Annotated in this window: 19 protein-coding genes and 1 riboswitch; of the genes, 8 read left to right on the plus strand and 11 right to left on the minus strand. The window is 61.8% G+C overall.

Annotation, left to right across the window (positions count from 1 at the left end; all coding sequences use genetic code 11):
- Positions 1 to 27 precede the first annotated feature (27 nt).
- The 4 genes from ACJ8PI_RS16410 to ACJ8PI_RS16425 all read right to left on the minus strand — a co-directional run bounded on the left by ACJ8PI_RS16410 (position 28) and on the right by ACJ8PI_RS16425 (position 6,684).
- Positions 28 to 1,707, minus strand: a complete 1,680-nt coding sequence (locus ACJ8PI_RS16410) for a ShlB/FhaC/HecB family hemolysin secretion/activation protein (protein WP_049211607.1) — start codon at positions 1,705 to 1,707, stop codon at positions 28 to 30.
- Between the two features lie 385 nt (positions 1,708 to 2,092).
- Complete coding sequence (panS, locus tag ACJ8PI_RS16415; RefSeq protein ID WP_025304471.1) at positions 2,093 to 3,010, minus strand: ketopantoate/pantoate/pantothenate transporter PanS; 918 nt, start codon at positions 3,008 to 3,010, stop codon at positions 2,093 to 2,095.
- 142 nt (positions 3,011 to 3,152) lie between these two features.
- Positions 3,153 to 4,520, minus strand: a complete 1,368-nt coding sequence (gene lysC / locus ACJ8PI_RS16420; RefSeq protein ID WP_033649702.1) for a lysine-sensitive aspartokinase 3 — start codon at positions 4,518 to 4,520, stop codon at positions 3,153 to 3,155.
- A gap of 108 nt (positions 4,521 to 4,628) precedes the next feature.
- Positions 4,629 to 4,823: riboswitch (Lysine riboswitch) on the minus strand.
- A 52-nt stretch (positions 4,824 to 4,875) separates the two neighbouring features.
- A complete protein-coding gene (locus ACJ8PI_RS16425; protein WP_074027355.1) occupies positions 4,876 to 6,684 on the minus strand; it encodes a cation:proton antiporter in 1,809 nt (602 codons plus the stop codon).
- Between the two features lie 228 nt (positions 6,685 to 6,912).
- Between ACJ8PI_RS16425 and pgi the strand changes: the two genes are divergently transcribed.
- Entirely contained in the window at positions 6,913 to 8,559 is a 1,647-nt protein-coding gene (gene pgi, locus ACJ8PI_RS16430; protein WP_164134862.1) for a glucose-6-phosphate isomerase, read from the plus strand.
- Positions 8,560 to 8,620: 61 nt separating this feature from the next.
- Here pgi and ACJ8PI_RS16435 read toward each other — a convergent pair whose 3' ends face one another.
- Positions 8,621 to 10,057, minus strand: a complete 1,437-nt coding sequence (locus tag ACJ8PI_RS16435; protein WP_049232861.1) for a capsule assembly Wzi family protein — start codon at positions 10,055 to 10,057, stop codon at positions 8,621 to 8,623.
- Between the two features lie 225 nt (positions 10,058 to 10,282).
- On the opposite strand from ACJ8PI_RS16435, the gene psiE reads away from it, so the two are divergent.
- On the plus strand, positions 10,283 to 10,690 hold the full coding sequence (gene psiE, locus ACJ8PI_RS16440) for a phosphate-starvation-inducible protein PsiE (RefSeq protein WP_033636217.1): 408 nt from the start codon (positions 10,283 to 10,285) through the stop codon (positions 10,688 to 10,690).
- A 152-nt stretch (positions 10,691 to 10,842) separates the two neighbouring features.
- Here psiE and malG read toward each other — a convergent pair whose 3' ends face one another.
- The 3 genes from malG to malE are packed head-to-tail and all read right to left on the minus strand — an operon-like array spanning position 10,843 to position 14,573.
- Positions 10,843 to 11,733 (minus strand): maltose ABC transporter permease MalG, encoded by an 891-nt coding sequence (gene malG, locus ACJ8PI_RS16445; protein ID WP_004936696.1) that lies wholly within the window; start codon positions 11,731 to 11,733, stop codon positions 10,843 to 10,845.
- Positions 11,734 to 11,744: 11 nt separating this feature from the next.
- The gene (malF, locus tag ACJ8PI_RS16450; RefSeq protein ID WP_164134861.1) at positions 11,745 to 13,322 is read right to left on the minus strand and encodes a maltose ABC transporter permease MalF; all 1,578 of its coding nucleotides are present in this window, start codon (positions 13,320 to 13,322) and stop codon (positions 11,745 to 11,747) included.
- Between the two features lie 57 nt (positions 13,323 to 13,379).
- Positions 13,380 to 14,573: a maltose/maltodextrin ABC transporter substrate-binding protein MalE gene (malE, locus tag ACJ8PI_RS16455; RefSeq protein ID WP_033636215.1), complete on the minus strand. Its 1,194-nt coding sequence runs from the start codon at positions 14,571 to 14,573 to the stop codon at positions 13,380 to 13,382.
- Between the two features lie 358 nt (positions 14,574 to 14,931).
- Here malE and ACJ8PI_RS16460 point away from each other — a divergent pair, with 358 nt between their 5' ends.
- From ACJ8PI_RS16460 to malM, 4 genes are all read left to right on the plus strand, one after another.
- On the plus strand, positions 14,932 to 15,903 hold the full coding sequence (locus ACJ8PI_RS16460; protein ID WP_164134860.1) for an alpha-amylase family glycosyl hydrolase: 972 nt from the start codon (positions 14,932 to 14,934) through the stop codon (positions 15,901 to 15,903).
- Positions 15,896 to 17,005 carry a maltose/maltodextrin ABC transporter ATP-binding protein MalK gene (gene malK / locus ACJ8PI_RS16465; RefSeq protein WP_049211617.1) on the plus strand — a complete coding sequence of 370 codons (1,110 nt, stop codon included), beginning with the start codon at positions 15,896 to 15,898 and terminating at the stop codon, positions 17,003 to 17,005. The genes ACJ8PI_RS16460 and malK overlap by 8 nt, the downstream gene beginning before the upstream one ends.
- Positions 17,006 to 17,034: 29 nt before the next feature.
- Complete coding sequence (locus ACJ8PI_RS16470; protein ID WP_133160409.1) at positions 17,035 to 18,327, plus strand: maltoporin; 1,293 nt, start codon at positions 17,035 to 17,037, stop codon at positions 18,325 to 18,327.
- 100 nt (positions 18,328 to 18,427) lie between these two features.
- A complete protein-coding gene (gene malM, locus ACJ8PI_RS16475; RefSeq protein WP_033636212.1) occupies positions 18,428 to 19,333 on the plus strand; it encodes a maltose operon protein MalM in 906 nt (301 codons plus the stop codon).
- Positions 19,334 to 19,388: 55 nt separating this feature from the next.
- On the opposite strand, the gene ACJ8PI_RS16480 is transcribed toward malM, so the two are convergent.
- The 3 genes from ACJ8PI_RS16480 to ACJ8PI_RS16490 are packed head-to-tail and all read right to left on the minus strand — an operon-like array spanning position 19,389 to position 22,802.
- Positions 19,389 to 20,372, minus strand: coding sequence for a nucleoside hydrolase (locus ACJ8PI_RS16480; protein ID WP_039569666.1), 984 nt, complete (start codon positions 20,370 to 20,372; stop codon positions 19,389 to 19,391).
- Between the two features lie 21 nt (positions 20,373 to 20,393).
- The gene (locus ACJ8PI_RS16485; protein ID WP_033649706.1) at positions 20,394 to 21,395 is read right to left on the minus strand and encodes a LacI family DNA-binding transcriptional regulator; all 1,002 of its coding nucleotides are present in this window, start codon (positions 21,393 to 21,395) and stop codon (positions 20,394 to 20,396) included.
- A gap of 24 nt (positions 21,396 to 21,419) precedes the next feature.
- Positions 21,420 to 22,802, minus strand: coding sequence for an MFS transporter (locus ACJ8PI_RS16490; RefSeq protein WP_033654718.1), 1,383 nt, complete (start codon positions 22,800 to 22,802; stop codon positions 21,420 to 21,422).
- A gap of 392 nt (positions 22,803 to 23,194) precedes the next feature.
- Here ACJ8PI_RS16490 and ubiC point away from each other — a divergent pair, with 392 nt between their 5' ends.
- Both ubiC and ubiA read left to right on the plus strand, forming a co-directional pair.
- Positions 23,195 to 23,710 carry a chorismate lyase gene (ubiC, locus tag ACJ8PI_RS16495; protein WP_033654717.1) on the plus strand — a complete coding sequence of 172 codons (516 nt, stop codon included), beginning with the start codon at positions 23,195 to 23,197 and terminating at the stop codon, positions 23,708 to 23,710.
- A 17-nt stretch (positions 23,711 to 23,727) separates the two neighbouring features.
- Complete coding sequence (gene ubiA / locus ACJ8PI_RS16500; protein WP_033636207.1) at positions 23,728 to 24,600, plus strand: 4-hydroxybenzoate octaprenyltransferase; 873 nt, start codon at positions 23,728 to 23,730, stop codon at positions 24,598 to 24,600.
- Positions 24,601 to 24,640: the final 40 nt, after the last annotated feature.

Genomic DNA, 24,640 nt, shown 5'->3' on the forward strand with positions numbered 1-24,640 from the left:
TGCCGTGGGGTCCTGCAAAACTGCTGATTAAAAGGTGTAAGAAAAGCGCGCCAGTACCTGAACGGGATCTTCCGGCGTGGCGTGATTCGACAAGATCCAGCCGCGGCTGACCTCGAGATCGACCAGCGCCTGCCGATAGCGCAACGTGGCGCCGCTGCTCAGGCCGGCGCTGCTGCGCCACCCCGAGCTGTCCTGGCGCGGCAAAATGCGGCCGACGTCGGCGCCGAGGCGCGGCGTCAGCGTGGTGGCACCCAGATTGAAGCTGCGCGACAGCGTGTTCTGCAGATACCAGCCGTTGTCGCCTGACTGGGTGCTGCGGCTGAAGCCGCGCACGGCGCTGCGATCGGTAAGGCTCAGCCACTCCACGCCGGGCAGCGGGTCGCGGCTGTACTGGCCGTAGAACAGGTTGTTGAGCTGATAGGTGGCGTCACCCAGGTGAAGCCGCTGGCTGAGGTTGGCGAACAGCTTGCCTTTGGTGAACTGGCTGTCGAGGTGCACCGAGCTTGGGTGGCGACCGGCCCCCAGCCACGGCAGGCCCTGTTCGACGCTGAGGTTGGCGCTGAACACCCCGTTGGGCAGAATTTGCAGGTGGCTGGCGCTCAGTTCGGCCAGGGTCAGGGTGGGGCTGCTGACCTCGAGGCGCACGCTTTCGAAGTAGTTGTCGATGCGCTTGTAGGTCAACTGGCCGCTCAGGCTGTCTATCTGATCGCGATCGCGGTAAAACACGTAGTCGCTGCGCAGACCATACTGCTGGGTCTGGCCGTGCAGTTTGACCAGGTTGTGCGGCAGCTGCTGGTGGTTCTCGTAGGACGAGAAGCTGGCGAACCCGCTGAAGGTGAACGCGCCGTACGGCAGCGAATAGAGCAGGGTATAGGCGCGATTGTAGCGGTGAGCCGGGTTTTCCAGCGTGCTGTTGGCGTTCAGGCTGACGAAGTCCGACAGGCCGAACGGGCTGTCCAGCGTGGCGGTGGCGCGAGCCAGCCACTGGCCGGTGCTTTTTTGGCCGTAATTATCCGTGCCGACGGTCATCAGCCAGGGCTTGGCATGCTGATTGCGCAAACGAATGACCGAACCGCCAACCTGGCGGCCGGGCAATATATCCAGCTTGGTGGTATTCGATTGCAAACGGTTGGCCTGATCCAATCCCTGGTCGAGCTCGGTTAATTTCAACGGCTTGCCTTCCAGCCCTGGAAATAATAAACGGCTGTTGACCCAGCGATCGCCGCCTTCTATTTTCTCGATAAATCCTTCGGTGACGCTTAATCCCAATTCTCCCTGTGAATTAGGGCGAACAATTTGCACGCGCGCGGTGATATAGCCTTTTTGCACATAAAGGCGCGTTAATTCACGGGTCAGGCGATTGATATCGTTGCTGCTGATGCACTGTTCCGGCAGCGCGCTCAGGGCGGATAAATCGGCCGGCGAGAGCAGGGTGACGCCCTGCAGATAAACGCCGGCGATCGGCAGGCACTGCGCGGACTGCGGCAGGGCGGGCGCGGCCGGTTCCGGCTCCGCCAGCAAGCGTTGCTGCTTCAGCTGCTGGTAGCGGCGTTGCTCAATCAACTGGTTGACTTCACGCGTGCTGTCTTGCAGCGCGCGGCGCGACTCCCCCATCGACATATCCCGCATCATGTGGGCGTCCGGCAGGGTTTCGGCGGAAAGGGCCGTGCTGACCAACAGCGTCAAAGCGGTGATTTTTTTTATCATTGTAATCCATTATGAGAGGCCGCCGGGGCAGCCAGCCCAATCCATGAGGTTAACCACGGGCGGCCGACGGCCGGCCCGAAATAATGAGCGACATGCACATTGCGAGGTATCTTGATTTGCCGCGGCAAATAAGACGGTGGGTATATATCTAAATAATAATTAGGCTGCTTCTTTTGTGGCGGGCAACCCTGGCGACTTAATTAATTAAAAAAAGTAGAACGTCTCTTCCTCTTGCCAACATTATCGGCATAGCTAGGAAGAATCTGAATTTTTATTTTTCACGGATGATAGGGGATGAGGGGAATTATGACAATCCGACCAGTGGGAAATACGAAATTTCTCAGGAAAGAAAAGGGACGCAATTGTTTGCGTCCCTACAGGCGGTTTATTTTTTCTTGATGGGGCGGCCGGACCAATAGCCCGCCAGCAGCGAACCGGAAAGGTTGTGCCAGACCGAGAACAGCGCACCCGGCAGCGCGGCCAGCGGCGAGAAGTAGATTTTGCCCAGCGTGGCCGCTAGCCCGGAGTTCTGCATGCCGACTTCGATCGCCAGCGTGCGGCAGGTGGATTCGTCGAAGCCGAACAGCTTGCCGCCCCAATAGCCGCTCAGCAGACCGATGCCGTTGTGCAGGATCACCGCGACGATCACCACCAGACCGACCGAGGCGATATGGCTTTGGCTGCCCGCCACCACCGCGCTGATGATCGCCAGGATGCACACCATCGACAGCGCCGGCAGCAGCGGCTCGATGCGTTTCACCGTTTTGGTCAGGGTATGGTGGACGATCAGGCCCAGGCCGATCGGGATCACCACGATCTGCAGAATGCTCAGCAGCATGCCCATGATATCGACGCTGATTTCGGCGTCGACGTACAAACGGGTCAGCAGCGGCGTGGCGAACACGCCCACCAGCGTCGAGACCGCCGAGATGGTCACCGACAGCGCCACGTCGCCCTTGGCCAGGTAGATCATCACGTTGGAGGCGGTGCCGCTGGCCACGCTGCCCACCAGCACCATGCCGGCGGACAGATCCGGCGGCATGCGGAACAGCATCGCCAGGATCCAGGCCGCCAGCGGCATGATCAGATAGTGCAGGAAGATGCCGGCCGCCACCGGGCCGGGGCGCGCCAGCACGCGTTTGAAGTCGTCCAGCCGCAGCGTAACGCCCATGGCGAACATGATCAGCATCAGCAGCGGGCTGACGTAGGGGCCGATGCCGGTAAAGGTGGTCGGCGTGTAATAGGCGGCGACGGACAGCAGTATCGCCCACAGGGGGAATAAACGCGTGAGTAATGCCAACATGCAGGTTTTCCTTAGCCAGATTGAGAACGGTGGGTGTGGTTGTGTTTTTTGCGGGTTCAACATGCTGAACCCCTGCCGGTTTTGAACGGATTTTTTAGACGCAGGGGCGCAGCGTGCTGCGCCCGCAATCGGGGATAATGACTTATTCGAACAGGTTGTGATGCAGGGTACGCACCACCTGTTCGGCTTCTTCGCCCGGCACCAGGAAGCACAGGTTATAGCTGCTGGCGCCGTAGCAGATCAGGCGGATATTGAACGGATCGAGCACGCCGAACACCTCTTTGCCCACGCCGCAGGCGCGCGACAGCTGGTTGCCGATGATCGCCACCAGCGCCAGGTTTTCTTCCACTTCCACCCGGCACAGCGACGACAGCTCGGTCAGCAGCGAGGTGGTCAGCAGGCTGCCGCCAACGGAGGTGGCGCCGGTGGTGTCCATGGTCAGCGCAATGCTGACCTCCGAGGTGGTGATCAGATCGACGGAGACGTTGTGGCGCGCCAGAATGTTGAACACCTCCGCCAGGAAGCCGCGCGCGTGCAGCATGTTCAGGCTGTGCAGCGTCAGCAGCGTTTGCTTGCGACGCAGCGCCAGCGCACGGAACAGCGGCGGATTCTCGGTGGTGTTGCACACCAGCGTGCCGCCGGCCGCCGGATCCTTGCTGGAGCCGACGAACACCGGAATGTCGCTGCGCACCGCCGGCAACAGGGTGGCCGGATGCAGCACCTTGGCGCCGAAGGTGGCCATTTCCGCCGCCTCTTCGAAACCGATTTTGTCGATGCGCTTGGCCGCCGGCACCACGCGCGGATCGGTGGTGTAGATGCCCGGCACGTCGGTCCAGATATCTACCCGGCCAACGCCGAGCGCCTCGCCGAGCAGCGCGGCGGTATAGTCGCTGCCGCCGCGGCCGAGCGTGGTGGTGCGGCCTTTCGGCTCGCTGCCGATAAAGCCCTGGGTGACCACCAGCGCTTCCTGCAGGCGCGGCTGCAACTGCGCCCGGGCCAGTTCGCTGAGCGCGGCGCTGTCCGGCACGGCGCGGCCGAAGTGATCGTCGGTGCGCATCACTTTGCGCACATCGAACCATTCGGCCTGCACGTTGCGGGCGCGCAGGATTTCAACGAACAGCAGGGTGGACATCAGCTCCCCATGGCTGACCAGTTCGTCGGTCAACGCCGTCGAGGTGGCCAGCGACGCGGCTTCCGACAGCATGGCGATGTTTTCCAGCAGGCGGTCGATCTCTTCGCGGATCACCGCCGGCGCCGTGAGGCGATCGAGGATGGCGTACTGGATGCGGCGGATCTCATCAAGCCGGTAGTTGCGCTTGTCGGCCTCGCAACCTTCGGCCAGGGCGACCAACAGGTTGGTGACGCCCGCCGAGGCGGACAACACCACCAGGCGGACCTGCGGGTTGGCCAGCACGACGTCGGCGCTGCGGTTCATGGCTTCAAAGTCGGCGACGCTGGTGCCGCCGAATTTGGCTACCACGGTGGAATTCTGGGGTGCTGCTTGGTTCATCTAGAAACCTCGTGTCAGGGATGCCCGTTTGGGGGCACTGTAATTCCATAGCCTTGGCACAAGGGGAGAGCGGTAAACAGGGGGCAGGCGTAGAGGTCAGGCTACGATACACCCAGAAGCGCCCCACCTTGTCGATCGCCCTGCGGGCGATCCCCTGGTGACAACCCAGGGGATTCAGCCCCTGTAGTCGATAGGATAATGGCCGGCCATTACCCTACCTCGGCGTCGCTCCCCCTCGGGTGCCGTCAACGGAGAAACGGCTCCTCTGACACTCTACCTGGGCGACGCGCCTCTTCTGGCTTGCGCACCGGGTGCGCAAGTAGGCTGTTAGGAATAGCCGGTTATCGCCATTCTGTCAACGTACAGACGGTGAGGGATTTTCATCTTGCACCAGCGCGATAAGCGTACAGGGCATCGCGGGCGTGGAACCGGCGCCAATCGGTTGCAGAGAACCGTCTTCCTTTTGGCTGAATAACGGAATAACGCCCTGATGTTTCTCCAAATACTCCAGCCAACCGAAATTTTCGTTCAATTTGGTCGCTTTGATGGTGGCTCCCCTGGCGAGCAGGCTGCTCAGGCGGCCGTAGGTGGCTTCCTGATTAAATAAAATTTCATGCCGGCGGAAACGCGAGCTTTCCGCGCTGGCGCCGCGCCCTTTCAGCGGCGCACCCGAACGGATGGCAAACACGTGATCCTCGCCGAAGAGATGGCCGAAGTGGTAGACCGCCAGCGCGTTCTGGTGGCGATTGGGCGACAGCGCCAGCACCTGGGCGATATTGCTCAGATCGAGATAGTTCTCGGCGTGTTCGGAGTAGGCGTGGCCATAGTAGGCCGGGATGCCTTCCATGCGCGCCTGGCGGTAGTATTCCCAGCTGCTGTCGGTGACGATCACCGGCACGTTCAGCTTGATCAGCGCCTGCGCCAGCATGCGCGCCACGCTGTTGGCGCCGACGATCAGCACGCCGCGCGGCTTTTGCTGCTGCACCCGCAGCCAGCGCGCCATCATCCCGCTGGTCAGGCTTTGTAGCACCACGGTGCCGATGATGATGGCGAACACCACGGTCACCAGCCGGTCGGCGCCCTGGTAGCCGCTGCGCTGCAGCGTCAGCGCGAACAGCGAGCTGACCGCCGCGGCGACGATGCCGCGCGGGGCGATCCAGCACAGCAGCAGCCGATCGCGCCAGTGCAGGGAAGAGCGCCAGGTCGACACCGCGATGCACAGCGGCCGGGCGATGAACTGCACCACCAGCAGCAGCAGGAGCAGCGGCCAGCCCATGTTCCACAGCGCCTGGATATCGAGCCGCGCCGCCAGAATGATGAACAGCGCCGAGATCAGGATCGCCGACAGCTCCTCTTTGAACGCCAGAATATCGCTGGTGTCCACGTCGCGCATGTTGGCCAGCCAGATGCCCATCACCGTGACGGTCAGCAGGCCGGATTCGTCGGCGATGGCGTTGGAAACGCCGAAGGCGGTCAGCATGATCGCCAGCACCGCCAGGTTCTGCAGGTAGCGCGGCAGCCAGACGCGGCGCAGCGCCAGGCCGAGCAGGTAGCCGAACAGTGCGCCGGCGATCAGGCCGACGGCGGCGGTCATGCCCAGCGTCCAAAACAGATGGGTATAGGACTCCGCATTCTGTTTCAGCACGATGAATTCGAACACCAGCAGGGTGAAGATGGCGCCGACCGGATCGATGACGATCCCTTCCCAGCGCAGCACCTGGTTAATGTTGGCGTTCGGCCGCACCACGCGCATCAGCGGGGCGATCACCGTCGGCCCGGTCACCACCGTCACCGCGCCGATCAGCGCCGCCAGCTCCGGCGGGAAATCCAGCAGCCACCAGCTGGCGAGGCTGATGACCAGAAAGGTGGCCAGCATGCCGACGGTGACCAGATTGCGCACCACGCCGCCGAGGCCGCGTATCTCCTCGAAACGCAGCGTCAGCGCCCCTTCGAACAGGATGATCGCCACTGACAGCGACACCAGCGGAAACAGCAGATCGCCGAACAGCAGATCCGGCTGCACCAGATGCACCGTCGGGCCGAGCACGATGCCGAACAGCAACAGCGGCAAAATAGCCGGCAGGCGCAGCAGCCAGGCCAGCCACTGCGCGAGCAGCGACGCCAGGCCGATAAGCACCAACATGAGCGGGGCAGATAATTCCATAAGCGAGATCCCTTTCAAATGACGAAATAAGCAACGATGACACAGCCTGATGACAATTCGGCAACCCCGATAACAGGCCGTTAGCCAAAAGTATAGAGTGAAAGCTGAAACGAGGCGGCACTGCGTTGACAGTTAGCGCCTATCGCAAGAAAAGAGATCATAATCACAGTCGAACAGGCTACAATCGGACAACGCGTCATTTTTATTCTCAAGCCTAAGAGTGTTGCTATGAAAAATATCAATCCTAGTCAAACCGCTGCTTGGCAAGCCCTGCAGCAACATTATGCACAGATGAAAGACGTACGGATCGCCGACCTGTTCGCCCAGGACAGCGATCGTTTCTCCAGGTTCTCCGCGACCTTCAACGACCAAATGTTGGTGGACTATTCCAAGAACCGTATCACGCAGGAAACCCTGGAGAAGCTGCAGGCGCTGGCGAAAGAAACCGATCTGCAAGGCGCCATCAAATCGATGTTCGCCGGTGAGAAAATCAACCGCACCGAAGATCGCGCGGTGCTGCACATTGCCCTGCGCAACCGCAGAAACAGCCCGATCCTGGTCGACGGCAAAGACGTGATGCCGGAAGTGAATGCGGTATTGGCCAAGATCAAACAGTTCTGCGCGCGCGTCATCGGCGGCGAGTGGAAAGGCTACACCGGCAAACCGATCACCGACGTGGTGAACATCGGCATCGGCGGTTCGGATCTCGGCCCTTACATGGTGACCGAAGCATTGCGCCCGTATAAAAACCACCTGAACATGCACTTCGTCTCCAACGTCGACGGCACCCATATCGCCGAAACGCTGCAGCCGCTGAACCCGGAAACCACGCTGTTCCTGGTGGCCTCCAAAACCTTCACCACTCAGGAAACCATGACCAACGCCCACAGCGCGCGCGACTGGTTCCTGAGCAGCGCCGCCGATCAACAACACGTGGCCAAGCACTTCGCCGCGCTGTCCACCAACGGCAAAGCGGTGGCCGAGTTCGGCATCGATACCGACAACATGTTCGAATTCTGGGACTGGGTAGGGGGCCGTTACTCCCTGTGGTCGGCGATCGGTCTGTCGATCGCGCTGTCCATCGGTTATGACAACTTCGAGCAGCTGCTGAGCGGCGCGCACGCCATGGACAAGCACTTCGCCGAAACGCCGGCGGAGAAGAACCTGCCGGTGCTGCTGGCGCTGATCGGTATCTGGTACAACAACTTCTTCGGCGCCGAAACCGAAGCCATTCTGCCGTACGATCAGTACATGCACCGTTTTGCCGCTTACTTCCAGCAGGGCAACATGGAATCCAACGGCAAGTACGTCGATCGCAACGGCAATCCGGTGGATTATCAGACCGGCCCTATCATTTGGGGCGAGCCGGGCACCAACGGCCAGCATGCGTTCTACCAGCTGATCCACCAGGGCACCAAGCTGGTGCCTTGCGACTTCATCGCGCCGGCCATCAGCCATAATCCGCTGGGCGATCATCACGCCAAACTGCTGTCCAACTTCTTCGCTCAGACCGAAGCGCTGGCGTTCGGCAAGTCGCTGGACGTGGTGGAGGCCGAGTTCGCGGCGCAGGGTAAAACCCCTGAGCAGGTCAAGCACGTGGCGCCGTTCAAAGTGTTTGAAGGCAACCGCCCGACCAACTCGATCCTGCTGCGCGAAATCACCCCGTTCAGCCTAGGCAGCCTGATCGCGCTGTACGAGCACAAGATCTTCACCCAGGGCGCGATCCTGAACATCTTCACCTTCGATCAGTGGGGCGTGGAGCTGGGCAAACAGCTGGCTAACCGCATCCTGCCGGAGCTGGCGGGCAGCGAGAAAATCAGCAGCCACGACAGCTCGACCAATGCGCTGATCAACCGCTTCAAGGAATGGCGCTAAGCGCCTGAGCTGAAGCCAATAAAAAACCCGCCGCGGCGGGTTTTTTTACGTCTGCAAAAAATTACAGGTTGATCGGCACTTCGAAGCTGACGCCGGCGCCCACGTCGTCGGCGGTGCTGTGATCGTTGTCGGTGTACCACAGGCTGGTATCGAACTTAACCTGTGACGGGAAGGTGTAACCCCAGCCGACCTGAATGCCCTTCAGCGTATCGGATTTCGGGAAGGCCTGGTTGATGCTTTGGCTCAGCGGGTTCACCTTGGCGTAAACCACGCGGGTGCTCCAACGCTGGCTGTCGTCCAGCACCAGCTCTATGCGGCCGGACAACATCTGGCCGTCGCCGCCCATCGCATGGCCCAGCGGGTAACCTTGCTGGTAGTAGCCGCCTTTATAGGTATAGTGTGTGTACACATAGTTTTTGCGGCTCATATCCGAACGGGTGTCTGACCCTTCGATATACCAGTTGATGGTCGTCGGGCCCCATTCCGGGTGGCCTTCCAGTCCGAGCAGATAGGTGTTTTGCGATGGCAGATAGCCTGCCTCATCTTCACCCACCAATTGACCATACAGGCTGACTGGCAGGCCGATCAGCGGCTGCATTTTCAGTTTGAAGTCGAAACCGGCGAGCTGGTTGCCTGGATCGTTGCCTTTACCTGAATCATCGTTATCTTTACCGGTAAAGCCGTCCCAGAACGAACTCCACGACTGCGGTCGGCCTTCACCACCCCACATCATGATGCGTGAAGCGCCCAGCTCCAGGAAGTCGGTCGGCATCATGGTGAAACGGCCGCCGATCAGTTTGGTGTGCGGGACTGAACTGTACTGCGACAGCTGGCCGGCGGACAACTGGTATTGCCAGCGGCCGATCCACGACAGCCACGGGGTTTCAAACGGCGATTGGTCGGCGCGCTGCAGCATAAAGCCGGCCACCGGGCGCGCGGCGTCGGAGCGGATCAGGCTGCCGTCGTAGCCCGGGCCCCACCACTGGGAAACCTCGCCGAAGGAGAGCCATTGGTTCCAGATTTTCACCGCGCCGTAGGAGCCGTTCATGTTGAATTTGGAGCCGTCGCTGACGCGCTGATCGCCTTCCACCGAGCCCTGCAGACGCACGTCCCAGAACTCGCCGTTGGCGCCGGCGCCGATGGTCAGGCGATCGTCGGCGTATTCGTTTTGGCCGAAGCCCTGCGGGGTGCCGGGTTTATCGGTCGAGGCGTAACCGCTGACGCGAATGTTGGCTTTCAGGGCATCGACGCGGCGTTGTACGCGGTCGATAACGTTTTTCTCGGTGTTGGTCACCGGCTTGGCCTGCGCGATAACGGAGCTGATCTCTTCCTGGCTCAGCGGCCAGGTGGACAGGCTGACGTTGATGACGCCGCGGTCAGACAGCCAGGCGAGATCGTTACGCAGATCGTTGTCAGGGGCTACCAGGCCGGCGGCGTGGCCGGACAATGCACAGGTAAACAGGCCCGCAGCGACCAGTCCGTTAAGTTTAGCGCGCATAAAGAATTCCCTTGTTAATTCGAGGTTATTGGTTTTATGTAAAGATCTCTGTGTCCCATGATAGTTGACATTTCGATTTGCTACAAATCTATAGGTCAGAAACATCTTATTATAACGTGATGAATTAAATGGGGTTTAAAGTGCTTTCGCGAGGGGCGGAATTTTTAGGACAATGCCTATATTGGCACGGTTGAATCATATACGCGGTATTCAGAGAGAGGTTTTATGGCAAAAACGTCGCGTTCGATAATGATAGCGAAGGGGCTGCAGCGGGTGCTGAACGTGGGCTTGCTGCTGCTGGCGGCCATTCTGGTGGTGTTTCTGGTCAAGGAAACCCTCCATCTGGCGAAGGTGTTATTTATCAACAGCGAAGAGTCGTCCTCTTACCTGTTGATTGAAGGCATTGTGATTTATTTCCTGTACTTTGAATTTATCGCCTTGATCGTCAAGTATTTTGAGTCGGGTTATCATTTCCCGCTGCGCTATTTTATTTACATTGGCATTACCGCGATTATTCGTTTGATTATCGTGGATCACAAAAACCCTATCGATACCCTGATCTACGCCGCGGCGATATTGGTGCTGGTGGTGACGCTTTATCTGGCTAATACCGACCGGCTGAAACGGGAGTAGCGATAAAAATGGCGGCCAATGGCCGCCAAAGACACAGGATATCATTACCCGACGTCTTTCAAGCTACAGCGTTGTTGACTGCACTCGCTGTAACTTGAAATCCATAGGGTAAAAGATAAGGAAAGACATCAAACGCACTGCAGTGGCACAAATTACCCCTTCACGCCGCCGGCCGTCAGGCCGCCAACCAGCCAGCGCTGCGCCAGCAGGAACACGGCGGTGATCGGTATCGCCGACAGCACCGCGGCGGCGGCGAAGTCGCCCCACAGGTAGTTCTGCGGGTTGAGATATTGCTGCATTCCCACCGCCAGCGTGTAGCTGTTCACATCGCGCAGCAGCAGCGATGCCACCGGCACTTCGGTGATGGCGGCGATAAACGACAGAATGAACACCACCGCCAGAATCGGCACCGACAGCGGCAGCAACACCAGACGGAACGCCTGCCACGGCGTGGCGCCGTCCAGCGCCGCCGCCTCTTCCAGCGAGTTGTCGATGGTTTCGAAATAGCCCTTGATGGTCCAGACGTGCAGCGCGATGCCGCCCATGTAGGCGAAGATCACGCCGCCGTGGGTATTCAGGCCGATAAACGGAATGTACTGGCCCAGGCGATCGAACAGGGCGTACAGCGCCACCAGCGACAGCACCGCCGGGAACATCTGGAAGATCAGCATGCTTTTCAGCAACGTGCTCTTGCCGCGAAAGCGCATGCGGGCAAAGGCGTAGGCGCAGGTGGTAGACAGCGTCACGATGCCGATGGCGGTGATCGCCGCGATCTTGATGGAGTTCCACAGCCACAGCAGCACCGGGAACGGCGGCGGCGTCACGCTGCCGTCGGCGTGGGTGACGCTAAAGCCGAGCGCCAGCCGCCAGTGATCCCAGGAGAGGGTTTCCGGTATCAGGCTGCCGGTGGCGAAGTTGCCGGAGCGCAGCGAGATGGCGACCACCATCAGCAGCGGGAACATGATCAGGGCGATAAAGCACAGCATCAAAATATGGGTGATCCACAGGCGCAGGCGCTGGGATTTGGGTTGAACCATGGCCATCGTCATTCTCCCTAATCGAAGTTCATCTTGCTGGCTTTCAAATTCAGGATCGCCAGCGCGCCCACCAACAGGAAGATCAGCGTGGCGATGGCGGCCGCCAGCCCGAAGTCTTGCCCGCCGCCGCCTTCGAAGGCGATGCGGTAGGTGTAGCTGACCAACAGATCGGTATAGCCGGCCGGCGTCGTGGTGCCGATCATGTCCGGGCCGCCGTTGGTCAGCAGCTGGATCAGCACGAAGTTGTTAAAGTTGAAGGCGAAGCTGGCGATCATCAGCGGCGTCAGCGGCTTGATCAGCAGCGGTAAGGTGATGCGGAAGAAGTTTTGCCACGGGTTGGCGCCGTCCATCGCCGAGGCCTCGTACAGATCGTCCGGGATCGCCTTCAGCAGCCCCATGCACAGGATCATCATGTACGGGTAGCCGAGCCAGGTGTTGACGATCAGGATCATGCTCTTGGCGGTGAGCGGATCGCTGAACCAGGCCGGTTTGATGCCGAACAGATGGCTGAGCATCATGTTGATCTCGCCGAAGCTCTGGTTGAACAAACCTTTGAAGATCAGGATCGAGATGAATGACGGCACCGCATAGGGCAGGATCAGCAGCACACGGTAGAGCGCCTTGCCTTTCAGCGCCTCCCACTGCACCACGCAGGCCAACACCATGCCGACCGCCACGGTGAGGATCACCGTCATCACCGAGAACACGATGGTCCAGATGAAGATCGACACGAACGGCTTTTTGATGCCCTCGTCTTGTAGCACCCGCAGGAAGTTTTTCCAGCCGGTGGTGACGGTATAGCCCGGGCTCAGGGTTTCCTGCGCCCAGCCGCCGTCGGCGTTGATCGCCTGATAGAAGCCGGTGTCGCCGTTCGGCCGGTAGCGCACCTGGGTCTGGTTATTGGTCAGCGTGCTGCCGTCTTGGTCCAGCGCATACAGCGGGCGGGTGCCGGAGAACTGGCGCAGGGAGCTCATGCGCAATTCACCGCCGTCGGGCAGTTGCGCCACCAACTGGCTCAGCGCCTGCCGGTTCTGGGTGATCACCCGCAGCGTGGCGCGCTCGCCCTGCGGCGCGGCGCTCTGCGCCATCAGTTTCAGGGTTTGCGGCGCGGCGGCGTCGAGGCGGAAAGGCTCGGAGATCAGCGGTGCTTCGCCGTCCGGCGGCGTCAGCTGCAGGCGCCACTGCTGGTTTTCCGCCGGGTAGAGGCCGAAGGTAAAGGTTTTGCCGCTCTGGAACTGGCGCTGCATCAGCACCGATTGCGCGCGCTCGAAGGTCAGCTGGTTGGTGCTGCTGTAGTTGGTGAAGGCGATGGCGATGGTGCAAATCAGCGGGAACAGGACGAACAGCCCCATGCCGGCGACGCCGGGATACACATAGCGCCAGGCGTAGGCGCGGCGGTTGGCGAAGACGTAAAGCCCGGCGCTGACCAGGATCAGCGTCAGGATAGCGAACAGGTATTCACCCTGTGCATACATCAACACAATCAGGTAGCAGGTCACCAGGCTGAACAGGCTGACTACCAGCCATTTCAGCGCGTCGCTTTGCCACCACTTCGATTTTTTACGCGCAGGCGTCCCGGCGTGAGCGAATTGCATAGGGCGTTCCTTTCTGTGAAGCAACGGCGGGGCACCGTGGCACCCCGCACGACGTCGTTACTTGGTGATGCGGGTCTGCACGTCGTCCAGCGCGGCTTTCACCGTCTGACGGCCGCTGACGGCGTTGATCACCGCGCTGCGTTCGGCGTACCAGAAGGCGCTCATCTGCGGGATGTTCGGCATGATTTCCCCGTTTTGCGAGTTCTGCATGGTGGCCGCTATCTTCGGATCTTTGGCCAGCGTTTCCTGGTAGGACTTCAGCGCCACCGCGCCCAGCGGCTTGTCTTTGTTGACGTCCGCCAGCCCTTCGTTGGTCAGCAGGTAGTTCTCGAGGAACTCGGTCGCCAGCTCTTTATTCGGGCTGGCGGCGTTGATGCCGGCGGTCAGCACGCCGACGAACGGCTTGGACGGTTTGCCTTTGAAGGTCGGCAGCAGCGTCACGCCGTAGTTGATTTTGCTCTGCTCGATGTTGTTCCAGGCCCACGGCCCGTTGATGGTCATCGCGGTCTGGCCTTTGTTGAACGCGGCTTCGGCGATTGAGTAGTCGGTATCGGCGTTGATGTGCTTGTTTTTCACCAGATCGACGATGAACTGCAGGCCGGCCTGCGAACCGGCGTTGGCGACGCCGACATCCTTGATGTTGTATTTACCGTTTTCATACTTGAAGGCATAACCGCCGTCGGCGGCGATGATAGGCCAGGTGAAGTAGGGTTCCTGCAGGTTCCACATGATGGCGCTCTTGCCGTTGGCGCGCAGCTGTTTATCCAGCGCCGGGATCTCTTCCCAGGTCTTCGGCGGCTGTTTGACCAGGTCTTTGTTGTAAATCAGCGACAGCGCCTCGACGGCGATCGGGTAGCCAATCAGCTTGCCGTCATAACGCACGGCGTCCCAGGTGAACGGGAACAGCTTGTCCTGGAAGGCTTTGGACGGGTGGATTTCGGCCAGCAGGCCGGACTGCGCATAGCCGCCGAAGCGGTCGTGGGCCCAGAAAATGATGTCAGGGCCGTCGCCGGTGGCGGCCACCTGCGGGTATTTTTCTTCCAGCTTGTCCGGGTGTTCGACGGTAACCTTGATGCCGGTGTCTTTTTCGAATTTCTTGCCGACTTCGGCCAGGCCGTTATAGCCCTTGTCGCCGTTGATCCAGATAACCAGTTTGCCTTCCTCGATCTTGGCGAAGGCGGAAGAAGAGAGCACCAGGGTGGCCAGTGCCGAGAGCGCCAGCGTGCGGGCGAGGGTAATGCTGCGAGTCATAATCCAGTCCTTCTTTTTGTGGGCACATAAATCAAGGAGTGACGTTTCGCGGTAATAGTGGGTCACAACGCGACATATTCTCATCCTCCCCCCCTCTACGCCCCTGAGATGAGGAGTGTGATCCAGTTAACGTTGCGCTCTATTCTGTGGCGTCAGGCACAAAATAGGGGGGCGATTTTTGCCAGACGGATCACAGATTTGCCTTAAGCGCGGAACTTCTCATCGCCGCGGTCGTTCTCTCATCCTCCCGCCTCCTCCCCCATGAAAAATCCTGTTACGGATGATTACCCTTTCCGGCGACTCCCGCACTATCGGCCCATTGATTTTTAACGCCACGCGCAGCAGGGATACCGGATTTATGTCGTCAATGCCTATCGCCACTCAGCCCACCCTGTACCGGATCCATCCGGCCAGTTTCCGTGACGGAAACGGGGACGGCGTGGGCGACGCGCACGGCATGCTGGCGGCGCTGCCGTACCTGAAAGCGCTGTCGATCGACGGCCTGTTGCTGCCGCAGACGCTGGCGCCGGAGGCCGAGACGACGGTGACGGCCGAAGGGCTGACGCTGTGGTACGGCGATGAAGCCAACCGCGTTCGCAATGCCGTCGCGCCACAGCGGTTCGTCCACGGCGCGCTGGCGCTGGACGTGATGCCGTTCAGCGCGGAGAAGCTGGTGGCGGTGCTGCACGCCCGCCGCGCCACGTTGGCGGACAGCCTGTGGAGCACCGGCGACGCCGATCAGCCAAGAGTGGTCAGCCGCTGGGGGCAGGGCGACCTGCGTTCCGCCGCCGCCTTTTTGACGCTGTTGGCGATGTTGCCGGCGCCGATCTGCCTGTACCAGGGCGAGGAGCTGGGGCTGCCGCATGCCGCCGGGCTGCAGGATCCGCGCGGCGCGCAAACGCCGATGCCGTGGCATGAAGCCCCCGAACAGGTCACCGCCGGCGAAATCAGCTGGTATCAACAGGTGGCGATCGAACACCGCGCATTGGCCATCAGCCGCCAACAGCACGACAGCCACTCCACCTTACGTTACTGCCAGGCGCTGTTGGCCCTGCGCCGTTCGCCGCTCATCCAGCGCGGCGAATTGAACGCGATCAGCCAGCGGGACGGCATGGTGCGCTTACTTATTACCCATCAGGATCAATGCCTTGAAGCGCTGATAAACCTGCAGCCTTATACTCAGGCGGCCGCGCCGTCTGAGGCGACCTTGCCGTTGGCATGGCAGCACGGCGCGCAGCAAGAGGGTCATCAATGGGTTTTGGCGGGCTTTGCCTCCGCCATTTTCACACGACATGTTAACTGCGAAAGCAGGGGAGTAACGCATGGCTAGCGTGACACTGCGCAGCGTTTATAAGGCCTTCGGTGAGGCCGTGATTTCCAAAGACGTCAATCTAACCATCGAAGACGGCGAGTTTGTGGTGTTTGTCGGGCCGTCGGGCTGCGGTAAATCGACGCTGCTGCGCATGATCGCCGGGCTGGAGGACATCACCTCCGGCGACCTGCTGATCGGCGATAAACGCATGAATGAGGTGCCGCCTTCCGAGCGCGGCATCGGCATGGTATTCCAGTCCTACGCGCTGTATCCGCACCTGTCGGTGGCGGACAACATGTCGTTCGGCCTGAAGCTGGCCGGCGCCAGGAAAGCGGAAATCAATCAACGGGTGAATCAGGTTTCCGAGGTGTTGCAGCTGGCGCACCTGCTCGATCGGCGGCCGAAGGCGCTGTCCGGCGGGCAGCGTCAGCGCGTGGCGATCGGCCGCACGCTGGTGGCCGAGCCGGACGTGTTCCTGCTCGACGAACCGCTGTCCAACCTCGACGCCGCGCTGCGGGTGCAGATGCGCATCGAGATTTCCCGTCTGCACAAGCGCCTGCAGCGCACCATGATTTACGTCACCCACGATCAGGTTGAAGCGATGACGCTGGCCGACAAGATCGTGGTGCTCGACGCCGGTCGCGTGGCGCAGGTCGGCAAGCCGCTGGAGCTGTATCACTACCCGGCCAACCGCTTCGTCGCCGGGTTTATCGGCTCGCCGAAGATGAACTTCCTGCCGGTCAAGGTGACCGCGGCGCAGCCGCAACAGGTGCAGGTCGAACTGCCCAACCGCCAGTTGGTCTGGCTGCCGGTGGAAGGTGAGGGCGTTCAGCCCGGCGCCAACCTGTCACTGGGCATTCGCCCTGAACATCTGCTGCCCGGCGAAGCCTCAGAAGTGCGGCTTACCGGCGACGTACAGGTGGTGGAGCAGCTCGGCAACGAGACGCAAATCCACATCCAAATCCCGGCCATCCGTCAAAACCTGGTGTACCGCCAGAATGACGTGGTGCTGGTAGAAGAAGGTGCCACATTCGCCATCGGCCTGCCGCCTCATCGTTGCCACCTGTTCCGTGAAGACGGTACGGCATGTAAACGGCTGCACCAGGAGCCGGGCGTTTAAAGCATCAAAGTCGGTATAACAGGAGAATAATGATGACTACTCTGCGCAAACTTCCTCTGGCACTGGCTGTCGCCGCCGGTGTTCTCTCTACCCAGGCGCTGGCCGTGGATTTTCACGGTTACGCCCGTTCCGGCATCGGCTGGACCGGCAGCGGCGGTGAGCAACAGTGCTTCAAGGCCACCGGTGCCGCGAGCAAATACCGTCTCGGCAACGAATGCGAAACCTACGCCGAACTGAAACTGGGGCAGGAAGTGTGGAAAGAAGGCGACAAGAGCTTCTATTTCGACACCAACCTGGCCTATTCGGTCTCGCAACGTTCCGACTGGGAAGACGTGACCCCGGGCTTCCGCGAAGTCAACGTGCAGGGTAAAAACCTGATCGACTGGCTGCCGGGCTCCACGCTGTGGGCCGGTAAGCGCTTCTATCAGCGTCATGACGTTCACATGATCGACTTCTACTACTGGGATATCTCCGGCCCGGGCGCCGGTCTGGAAAACATCGATCTGGGCTTCGGCAAGCTGTCCGCCGCCGTGACCCGCAACTCCGAATCCGGCGGCTCTTACGGCTACCTGGATAACGAATGGAAACAGCGCCCAACCGTCAACGACACCTTCGACCTGCGTCTGGCCGGCCTGGAGCTGAACCCGGGCGGCACCCTGGAGCTGGGCGTGGACTACGGCCGCGCCAATGCGCAGGATAACTATCGCCTGGCCGACGGCGCCAGCAAAGACGGCTGGATGTTCACCGCGGAACACACGCAGAGCATCCTGAGCGGCTACAACAAATTCGTGCTGCAGTACGCCACCGACTCGATGACCTCGCAGAACAACGGCCGCAACGAAGGCGCCACCATCGATAACAACGGCAAGATGATCCGCGTGCTGGATCACGGCGCCATCGACTTCAACGATCAATGGGCGCTGATGTACGTCGCCATGTTCCAGGACATCGACCGCGATAACAACAACGGCACCACCTGGTACACCGTGGGCGTGCGCCCGATGTACAAATGGACGCCGATCATGAGCACCCTGCTGGAAGCCGGCTATGACAACGTCAAATCCCAACGCACCGGCGATCGCAACGGCCAGTATAAAGTGACCCTGGCGCAGCAGTGGCAGGCGGGCAACAGCATCTGGTCGCGTCCGGCCATCCGCCTGTTCGCCACCTACGCCAAGTGGGATGAGAAGTGGGGCTACGCCACCGGTGACGACACCGGGTATAACACCGGCACCGCTTACAACGACACCAGCATGCATACCTTCAGCCGCGGCAAGGATGACGAAGTCACCTTCGGCGCCCAGATGGAAATTTGGTGGTAACGACGACAGGGCGGGGAGGGCTATCGGCTCTCCCCCAACCGCATTCGCCGCGGCCGGATCTCTTGCCTGATCCGCCGCGGCGCTGAAAGAGGATATAACGATGAAAAAGAATCTGCTGTCACTCTGCCTGTCGCTGGCGCTGACCGTCGGCGCGCCTTTGGCGGCCAACGCCGACACGCCGGCCAACGTTTCCGTCGCGCCGGCCATCAGCGCCGCCACGCTGCAAAGCCTGCCGTGGCAGCCGCTGCAGCCGCCGGTGTCGCAAGAGGTGAAGCTCGACGCCGTCAGCCCGCAGCTCAATCAGGGCGAGATTCAGGGAGCGATCGCCGCCTATACGCTGCCGGCCGATCGCGGTTCGCTGGAAGTGACGCTGAGCAGCCTCGCCAAAAACAATTCGCTGTACGCGCCGAGCGTGCTGGTGCTGGACGAGCATCTGCGCCCGGCGGCGTATTACCCGAGCAGCTATTTCCCGTATCAGCCGCCGGGGGCGATGTCCTCCGATCGCCTCGAAGGCACGCTGAAACTGACGCCGGCGCTCGGTCAAAAACAGATTTACCTGCTGGTGTACACCACCCGCCAGGACTTGGCGAAAACCACGCAGCTGACCAACCCGGCCAAGGCCTATGCGCAGGGCGTGGGCAACGCGGTGCCGGATATCCCGGATCCGATCGCCGGCCACGCGACGACCGGCACGCTGAAGCTTAAGGTCACCGCGGAACAGGGCACCGGCAACGTGATGATCGGCATGCTGCAGCCTGCGCCGACCGTGGCGCCGGTGGTGGTGGGCTCGACCGCACCGGCCGCCGTGGCGGCGCCTGCGCCTGCGCCGGAGAAACCGGCGGAGCCGATGCTCAACGATACCGAAAGCTACTTCAATAACGGCATCAAGCAGGCGGTGAAGGCGGGCGATATCGACAAGGCGCTGAAGCTGATGAATGAGGCCGAGAAACTGGGCTCGACCACCGCGCGTAAAACGTTTATCAGCAGCGTTAAAGGCAAGGGGTAACACCCGGCGCTGCCGATGCTGGCTCGATGATTGGTGCGCTTTGGCGCACCTTTTTTCATCCGCGGGCCAGCGTTGCGCCGATCAACGCCAGCAGACGGGCGTTGTCCACCTGCTGCATGACGCGCACCGGCTTGCCCTGCGGCGCCGGCATGCCGACCGTCAGGCGCAGGCTGTCCGGCCGCCAGCGGCGTGAGCTGCCGCGCGTCAACGCCCCTTCCAGCGCCACATCCACATGAAACATCTCGGTGGTGACCAGCTGCGGCGCCAGCAGCCAGGCGATCACCAGCGCATCATGGATCCAGCAGCCCGGCAGGCGCCGCGTATGGCGCGAATAGTCGATCCACGGCTGCGTCGTGGCGCGCAAATAGCGGCACAGCGGGGTATCCGGCTGGGTCAACGCGGCCAGATCCGCCTGGGTCAGCATGGTCTGAGTGGTGACATCCAGCGGCGCCAGCGTGATAGCGGCGCCGCTGTTCAACACCAGCCGCGCCGCTTCCGGATCCAGGCCGAAATTGGTGTCCTTGATATATCCCTCAACGTTGAACACGCCGCCCATGATCACGATCTCTTTCACCGCCTGCGCCATCTGCGGGTAAAGCTGCATGGCGTGCGCAACGTTGGTCAGCGGGCCGATCGCCGCCAGCGTGATCTCGCCGGGATGCCGGCAGATCAGTTCGCCGATGGCGATGGCGGCGTCCGGCGCGGGCGCGTTGGCCAGCGAGGGCGCGGGCAGGTCACGCCACAGCGCCGCCAGCTTAGGATCGGCGATCGGGCGGTCCAGGTGTGCGCGCCACGGCTCCGGCGGTTCGCTCAGGGCGCGCGCCGCGCCGAGGGCGACCGGCACCTGATAGCCGCTCTGCGCCAGCAGATCGGTGGCGACGGCGAAGCCCACTTCACGCGGGGTGTTGCCGGCCACGATGCTGATCAACTCCAGCTGCAGCTGCGGTTTGGCCGCCAGCGCCAGGGCCAGCGCCAGGCCGTCGTCGACGTTGGCGCCGGGAACGCCGTTGCCGGGATCGCAATCAATGATTAAACGCATATAAGGTGTCCTGAAAAACCGCTAACAGCCGCACGAACGGCGGATGCGCAGTTGAAAAGCGAATTCATGCAGCTCGGCGGGCGCGGCGCCGGCGGCCAGCATGGCGATGGCCCGCTTGGCCATGGCGTCGATCGGCTGCTCGACCGCGCTGAGCGGCGGCACGCTGAATTCGGATTGTTGCGTGCCGTTAAAACAGATCAGCGCCAGATCGTCCGGCGCGCGCAGCCCATGCTCCGCCAGCGCCGACAGGCAGCCGAGCGCCTGCTGCTCGTTGGAGGTGAAAACGGCGCGCGGGCGCGGGCCTTGCACCAGGCGCTGGGTGGCCTGGTAACCGCCCTGGCGGGTGTAGGGCGCTTCGAAAATCCACGCGTCGCGTGGCGCGATGCCCGCCTCCAGCAGCGCATCGCGCCAGCCGTTCAGGCGATCCTGCGCGTTGAGCATGGTCAGCGGACCGATAAAAATGCCGATGTCGCGATAGCCGTGCTGCAGCAGATGGCGGGTCGCCTGGCAGGCGGCGTCGCGTTCGTCGACGCGAATGGCGCAGACGCCGGCCTGGCTGTCGATGGTGTCTATCATCACGCAGGGGGTGCCGGAAGCGCGGATCAGATCGAACCACGGGTGGCGATCGACGCTGGTGTACAGCAGGCCGTCGACCTGGCGGCGCAGCAGGTTGTTGATAAGCTCATACTCGCGCTGACGATCGTCGCCGGCATCGCCCAGCAGCAGCACGCGGCCGCGGCTGAAGGCTTCCTGCTGCAGCGCCCGCGCCAGAGTGGCGAAGAACGGGTTGGAAATATCCGGCACCACCAGCCCGTAGGTTTGCGTGCTGCCGGAGGCCAGCGCCCGCGCGATGTCGTTCGGCCGGTAGCCGGTCTGCTCGATCGCCGCCAGCACGCGCAGCCGGGTGGCTTCCGCCACCGGGCGCGGGCCGTTGTTGATCACGTAGCTGACCACGGCGACGGAGGTGCCCGCTACGCGGGCCACGTCGGCGCGGGTAACGCGTCGCGCGGAGTGATTATCCAAATTGAGATCCTGTTCGCCTTCTCGCTACGCGGCATCCTGCGGCAGGTTGAGATCGCGGCCGCGGGTTTCGGGAGCAAAGAAGGTGGTGATTAAGCCGATGCCCGCCATTACAACAAAATAGGCGGCGACAGGCCACCAGTGACCGAAGCCGGAGAGCAGCGCGGTGGCGATCAGCGGCGCGGTGCCGCCGGAGAGGATCGAGCCGAGCTCCTTGGCGAACGCCATCTTGGAGTAGCGGTTCTTCACGCCGAACAGTTCGACGCCGTAGGCCGCCTGCACGCCGAAGATCCCCAGCGATGCGATGCACATGCCGACCACGATCACCGAGATGACGATCGCCGGTTCACGGCTGTCGAGCAGCCAGAACGCCGGGAAGGCGTACAGCACCAGCAGCAGGCAGAACCAGCGGTAGGTGACGCGGCGGCCGAAGCGATCGGACAGCCAGCCGGCCAGCGGGATCACCAGAAAACCGCACAGCGAGGCGATCAGCACCGCCAGCGCCGGCACCGATTTATCGACCATCAGCACCTTGGCGACGTAGCCGACGATAAAGCCCTGGCACAGATAGGAGGGGCCGTTTTCGCCGATGCGCAGGCCGAGCATCACCCAGAACGCTTTGGTGCGCTGCAGGTAGCTGCGTGAGTCCGGCGCGGCCTGAGCGGCGTCCAGCATGCGCTGGTGGTTTTGTTGCAGCTCGCGCTCGAACACCGGCGTTTCGCGCACGTGACGGCGCAGGTACAGCGCCACCCCGGCGATCAGAATGCTGGCGAGGAACGGAATGCGCCAGCCCCAGCTCATCAGATCTTCCTTGTCGAGTTGCAGCACCAGCAGCCATACCAGCGACGCCAGCAGGGTGCCGCTGTTGGAGCCGATGGCGATGATCGAGGCCACCAGCCCGCGCCGCTTGGCCGGCGCGTATTCCGCCAGCATCACCGCGCCGCCGGACAGCTCCGCGCCGGCGCCGAACCCCTGCGCGAAGCGCAGGATCACCAGGCAGGTGGGCGCCCAGACGCCGATTTGCGCATAGGACGGGATCAGGCCGATCAGCGTGGTGGAAATGCCCATCAGCGCCACGGTGGTGATCAGCACTACGCGGCGGCCTTTGCGATCGCCGATCCAGCCGAACACCAGCGCGCCGATCGGCCGCGCGACGAAACCGACTGAGTAGGTGGCGAAGCTGGCCAGCAGAGCGACCAGCGGCGTGGCCTCGGGGAAGAACACATCGCCGAACACCATGCCGGCCGCCAGGCCGTACAGCGCGAAGTCGACGTATTCCATGGCGGTGCCGAGCCAGCAGGAGAAGGTGGCGCGCCAAAATTGGCTGCGCCCCTCTTTGGTTGCCAGGCGTTCATCGGCCGCCAGCGCGGCGTCGGCGGTCTGTGGAGTGGCAAGCGTTGTTTCGCTCATGACGGTGCTATCCTCTTTTTTTCTGCGCCTGGAGGGGCGCGGTTAAAGATGGTTTCCCTGGTGCCGGCAACAAAGGTGTGCCGACAAATGATGTCGGACGCATGGCGATTCAACGCTGCGGTGTCAGAGTATCTACGCGCGTAGATAAAACAACGCGACAAAGATGAAACTTTGCAGGCGATCACAAAATCGTCATCGTGCCGGGGAACGAAGATAGAGAATACGGATGGCAAAAAGATGACAGAACCCCGGTTTTTCCGGCCGATAGGCCTGCCGTTTTCGCCACGAATCAGCCTGCCGCTTTCGCATTTCTGCGCTACAATGGGGGCCTGTTAACAGTTTGTATCGTCTGGCGCGCCGTACCGGCTGCGGTTCAGGCGAGGAGTAAAGCAATGTCTGGCATCAGGGATTCCATCCTGCCGCCGCTGGAGTGGTTGTCCGAACAGGATCCTCCGGCGCCCGCCACCGTCAGCGACTGGCTGATGGAGTTAGGCTCCATGACCCGCCGATTTGAACGCCATTGCGCCCAGGTGCGCGTCGAACCGCAGCGCGAATGCTTCGTCACGCGCGAGGCGCTGGGCGACGAGGCGAAGCACCTGCCCGACAGCCCGCGCTACTGGCTGCGCGAAGTGGTGCTGCTGGGCGATGACCAGCCCTGGCTGCTGGGGCGCACGGTGATCCCGGAAAATACGCTGACCGGCCCCGACCAGGCGCTGGTGGATCTGGGCACGCTGCCGCTGGGGCGCTACCTGTTCAGCAGCGGCGAGCTGACCCGCGACTATATCCATATCGGCCGACAGGACGCGCTGTGGGCGCGCCGTTCACGGCTGCGGCTGGCGGGCAAACCGCTGTTGCTGACCGAACTGTTTTTACCGGCTTCGCCGCTGTATTCAGCGGTTCCTGCATAAGAGAGGAGAGCAAGACCTTGGAGGGAAGCGTGACTCAAAGTAAATGGCGGGCTTACAGCCATTTGATGCGCATTGATAAACCGATCGGCACGCTGTTGCTGCTGTGGCCGACGCTGTGGGCGCTGTGGCTGGCCGGGAAAGGCGTGCCACCGCTGTCGATTTTGCTGGTGTTCGTGCTCGGCGTGTTCCTGATGCGCGCCGCCGGCTGCGTGGTGAATGATTACGCCGATCGCGCGGTGGACGGCTACGTGAAACGCACCGCCGGGCGGCCGATGCCGAGCGGCCGGGTGAGCGCGAAAGAGGCCAAGGTGCTGTTCGTGGTGCTGGTGCTGATCTCGTTCTGCCTGGTGTTGACGCTGAATGCTATGACCATCTGGCTGTCGCTGGCGGCGCTGGCGCTGGCCTGGGCGTACCCGTTTATGAAGCGGGTGACCAACCTGCCGCAGTTCGTGCTGGGCGCCGCGTTCGGCTGGGGCATTCCGATGGGCTATGCGGCGGTCAGCGAATCGCTGCCGCTCAGCTGCTGGCTGCTGCTGCTGGCCAACATCTGCTGGACGGTGGCCTACGATACGCTGTATGCGATGGTCGACCGCGACGATGACCTGAAGATCGGCATCAAATCCACCGCTATCCTGTTCGGCCGTTATGACAAGTTGATCGTCGGGCTGCTGCAGTTCGCGACGCTGCTGCTGCTGGTGTGGGTCGGTTATCTGGCGCAGCTCGGCGGGGCGTTTTACTGGTCGCTGCTGCTGGCGGGCGCGCTGTTCATTCACCAGCAGAAACAGATCGCCGGCCGCGAGCGCGAGGCCTGCTTCAAGGCCTTCCTGCAGAACAACTATGTGGGGCTGGTGGTGTTCATCGGCATCGCGCTGAGCTATCTGCCGACGTAACGCTTCCCTTCCGCAAGAAAAAAGGCACCCCGAGGGTGCC

It is taken from the genome of Serratia sp. CY82433, from assembly GCF_052166535.1.
Taxonomy (GTDB): Bacteria; Pseudomonadota; Gammaproteobacteria; order Enterobacterales; family Enterobacteriaceae; genus Serratia; species Serratia sarumanii.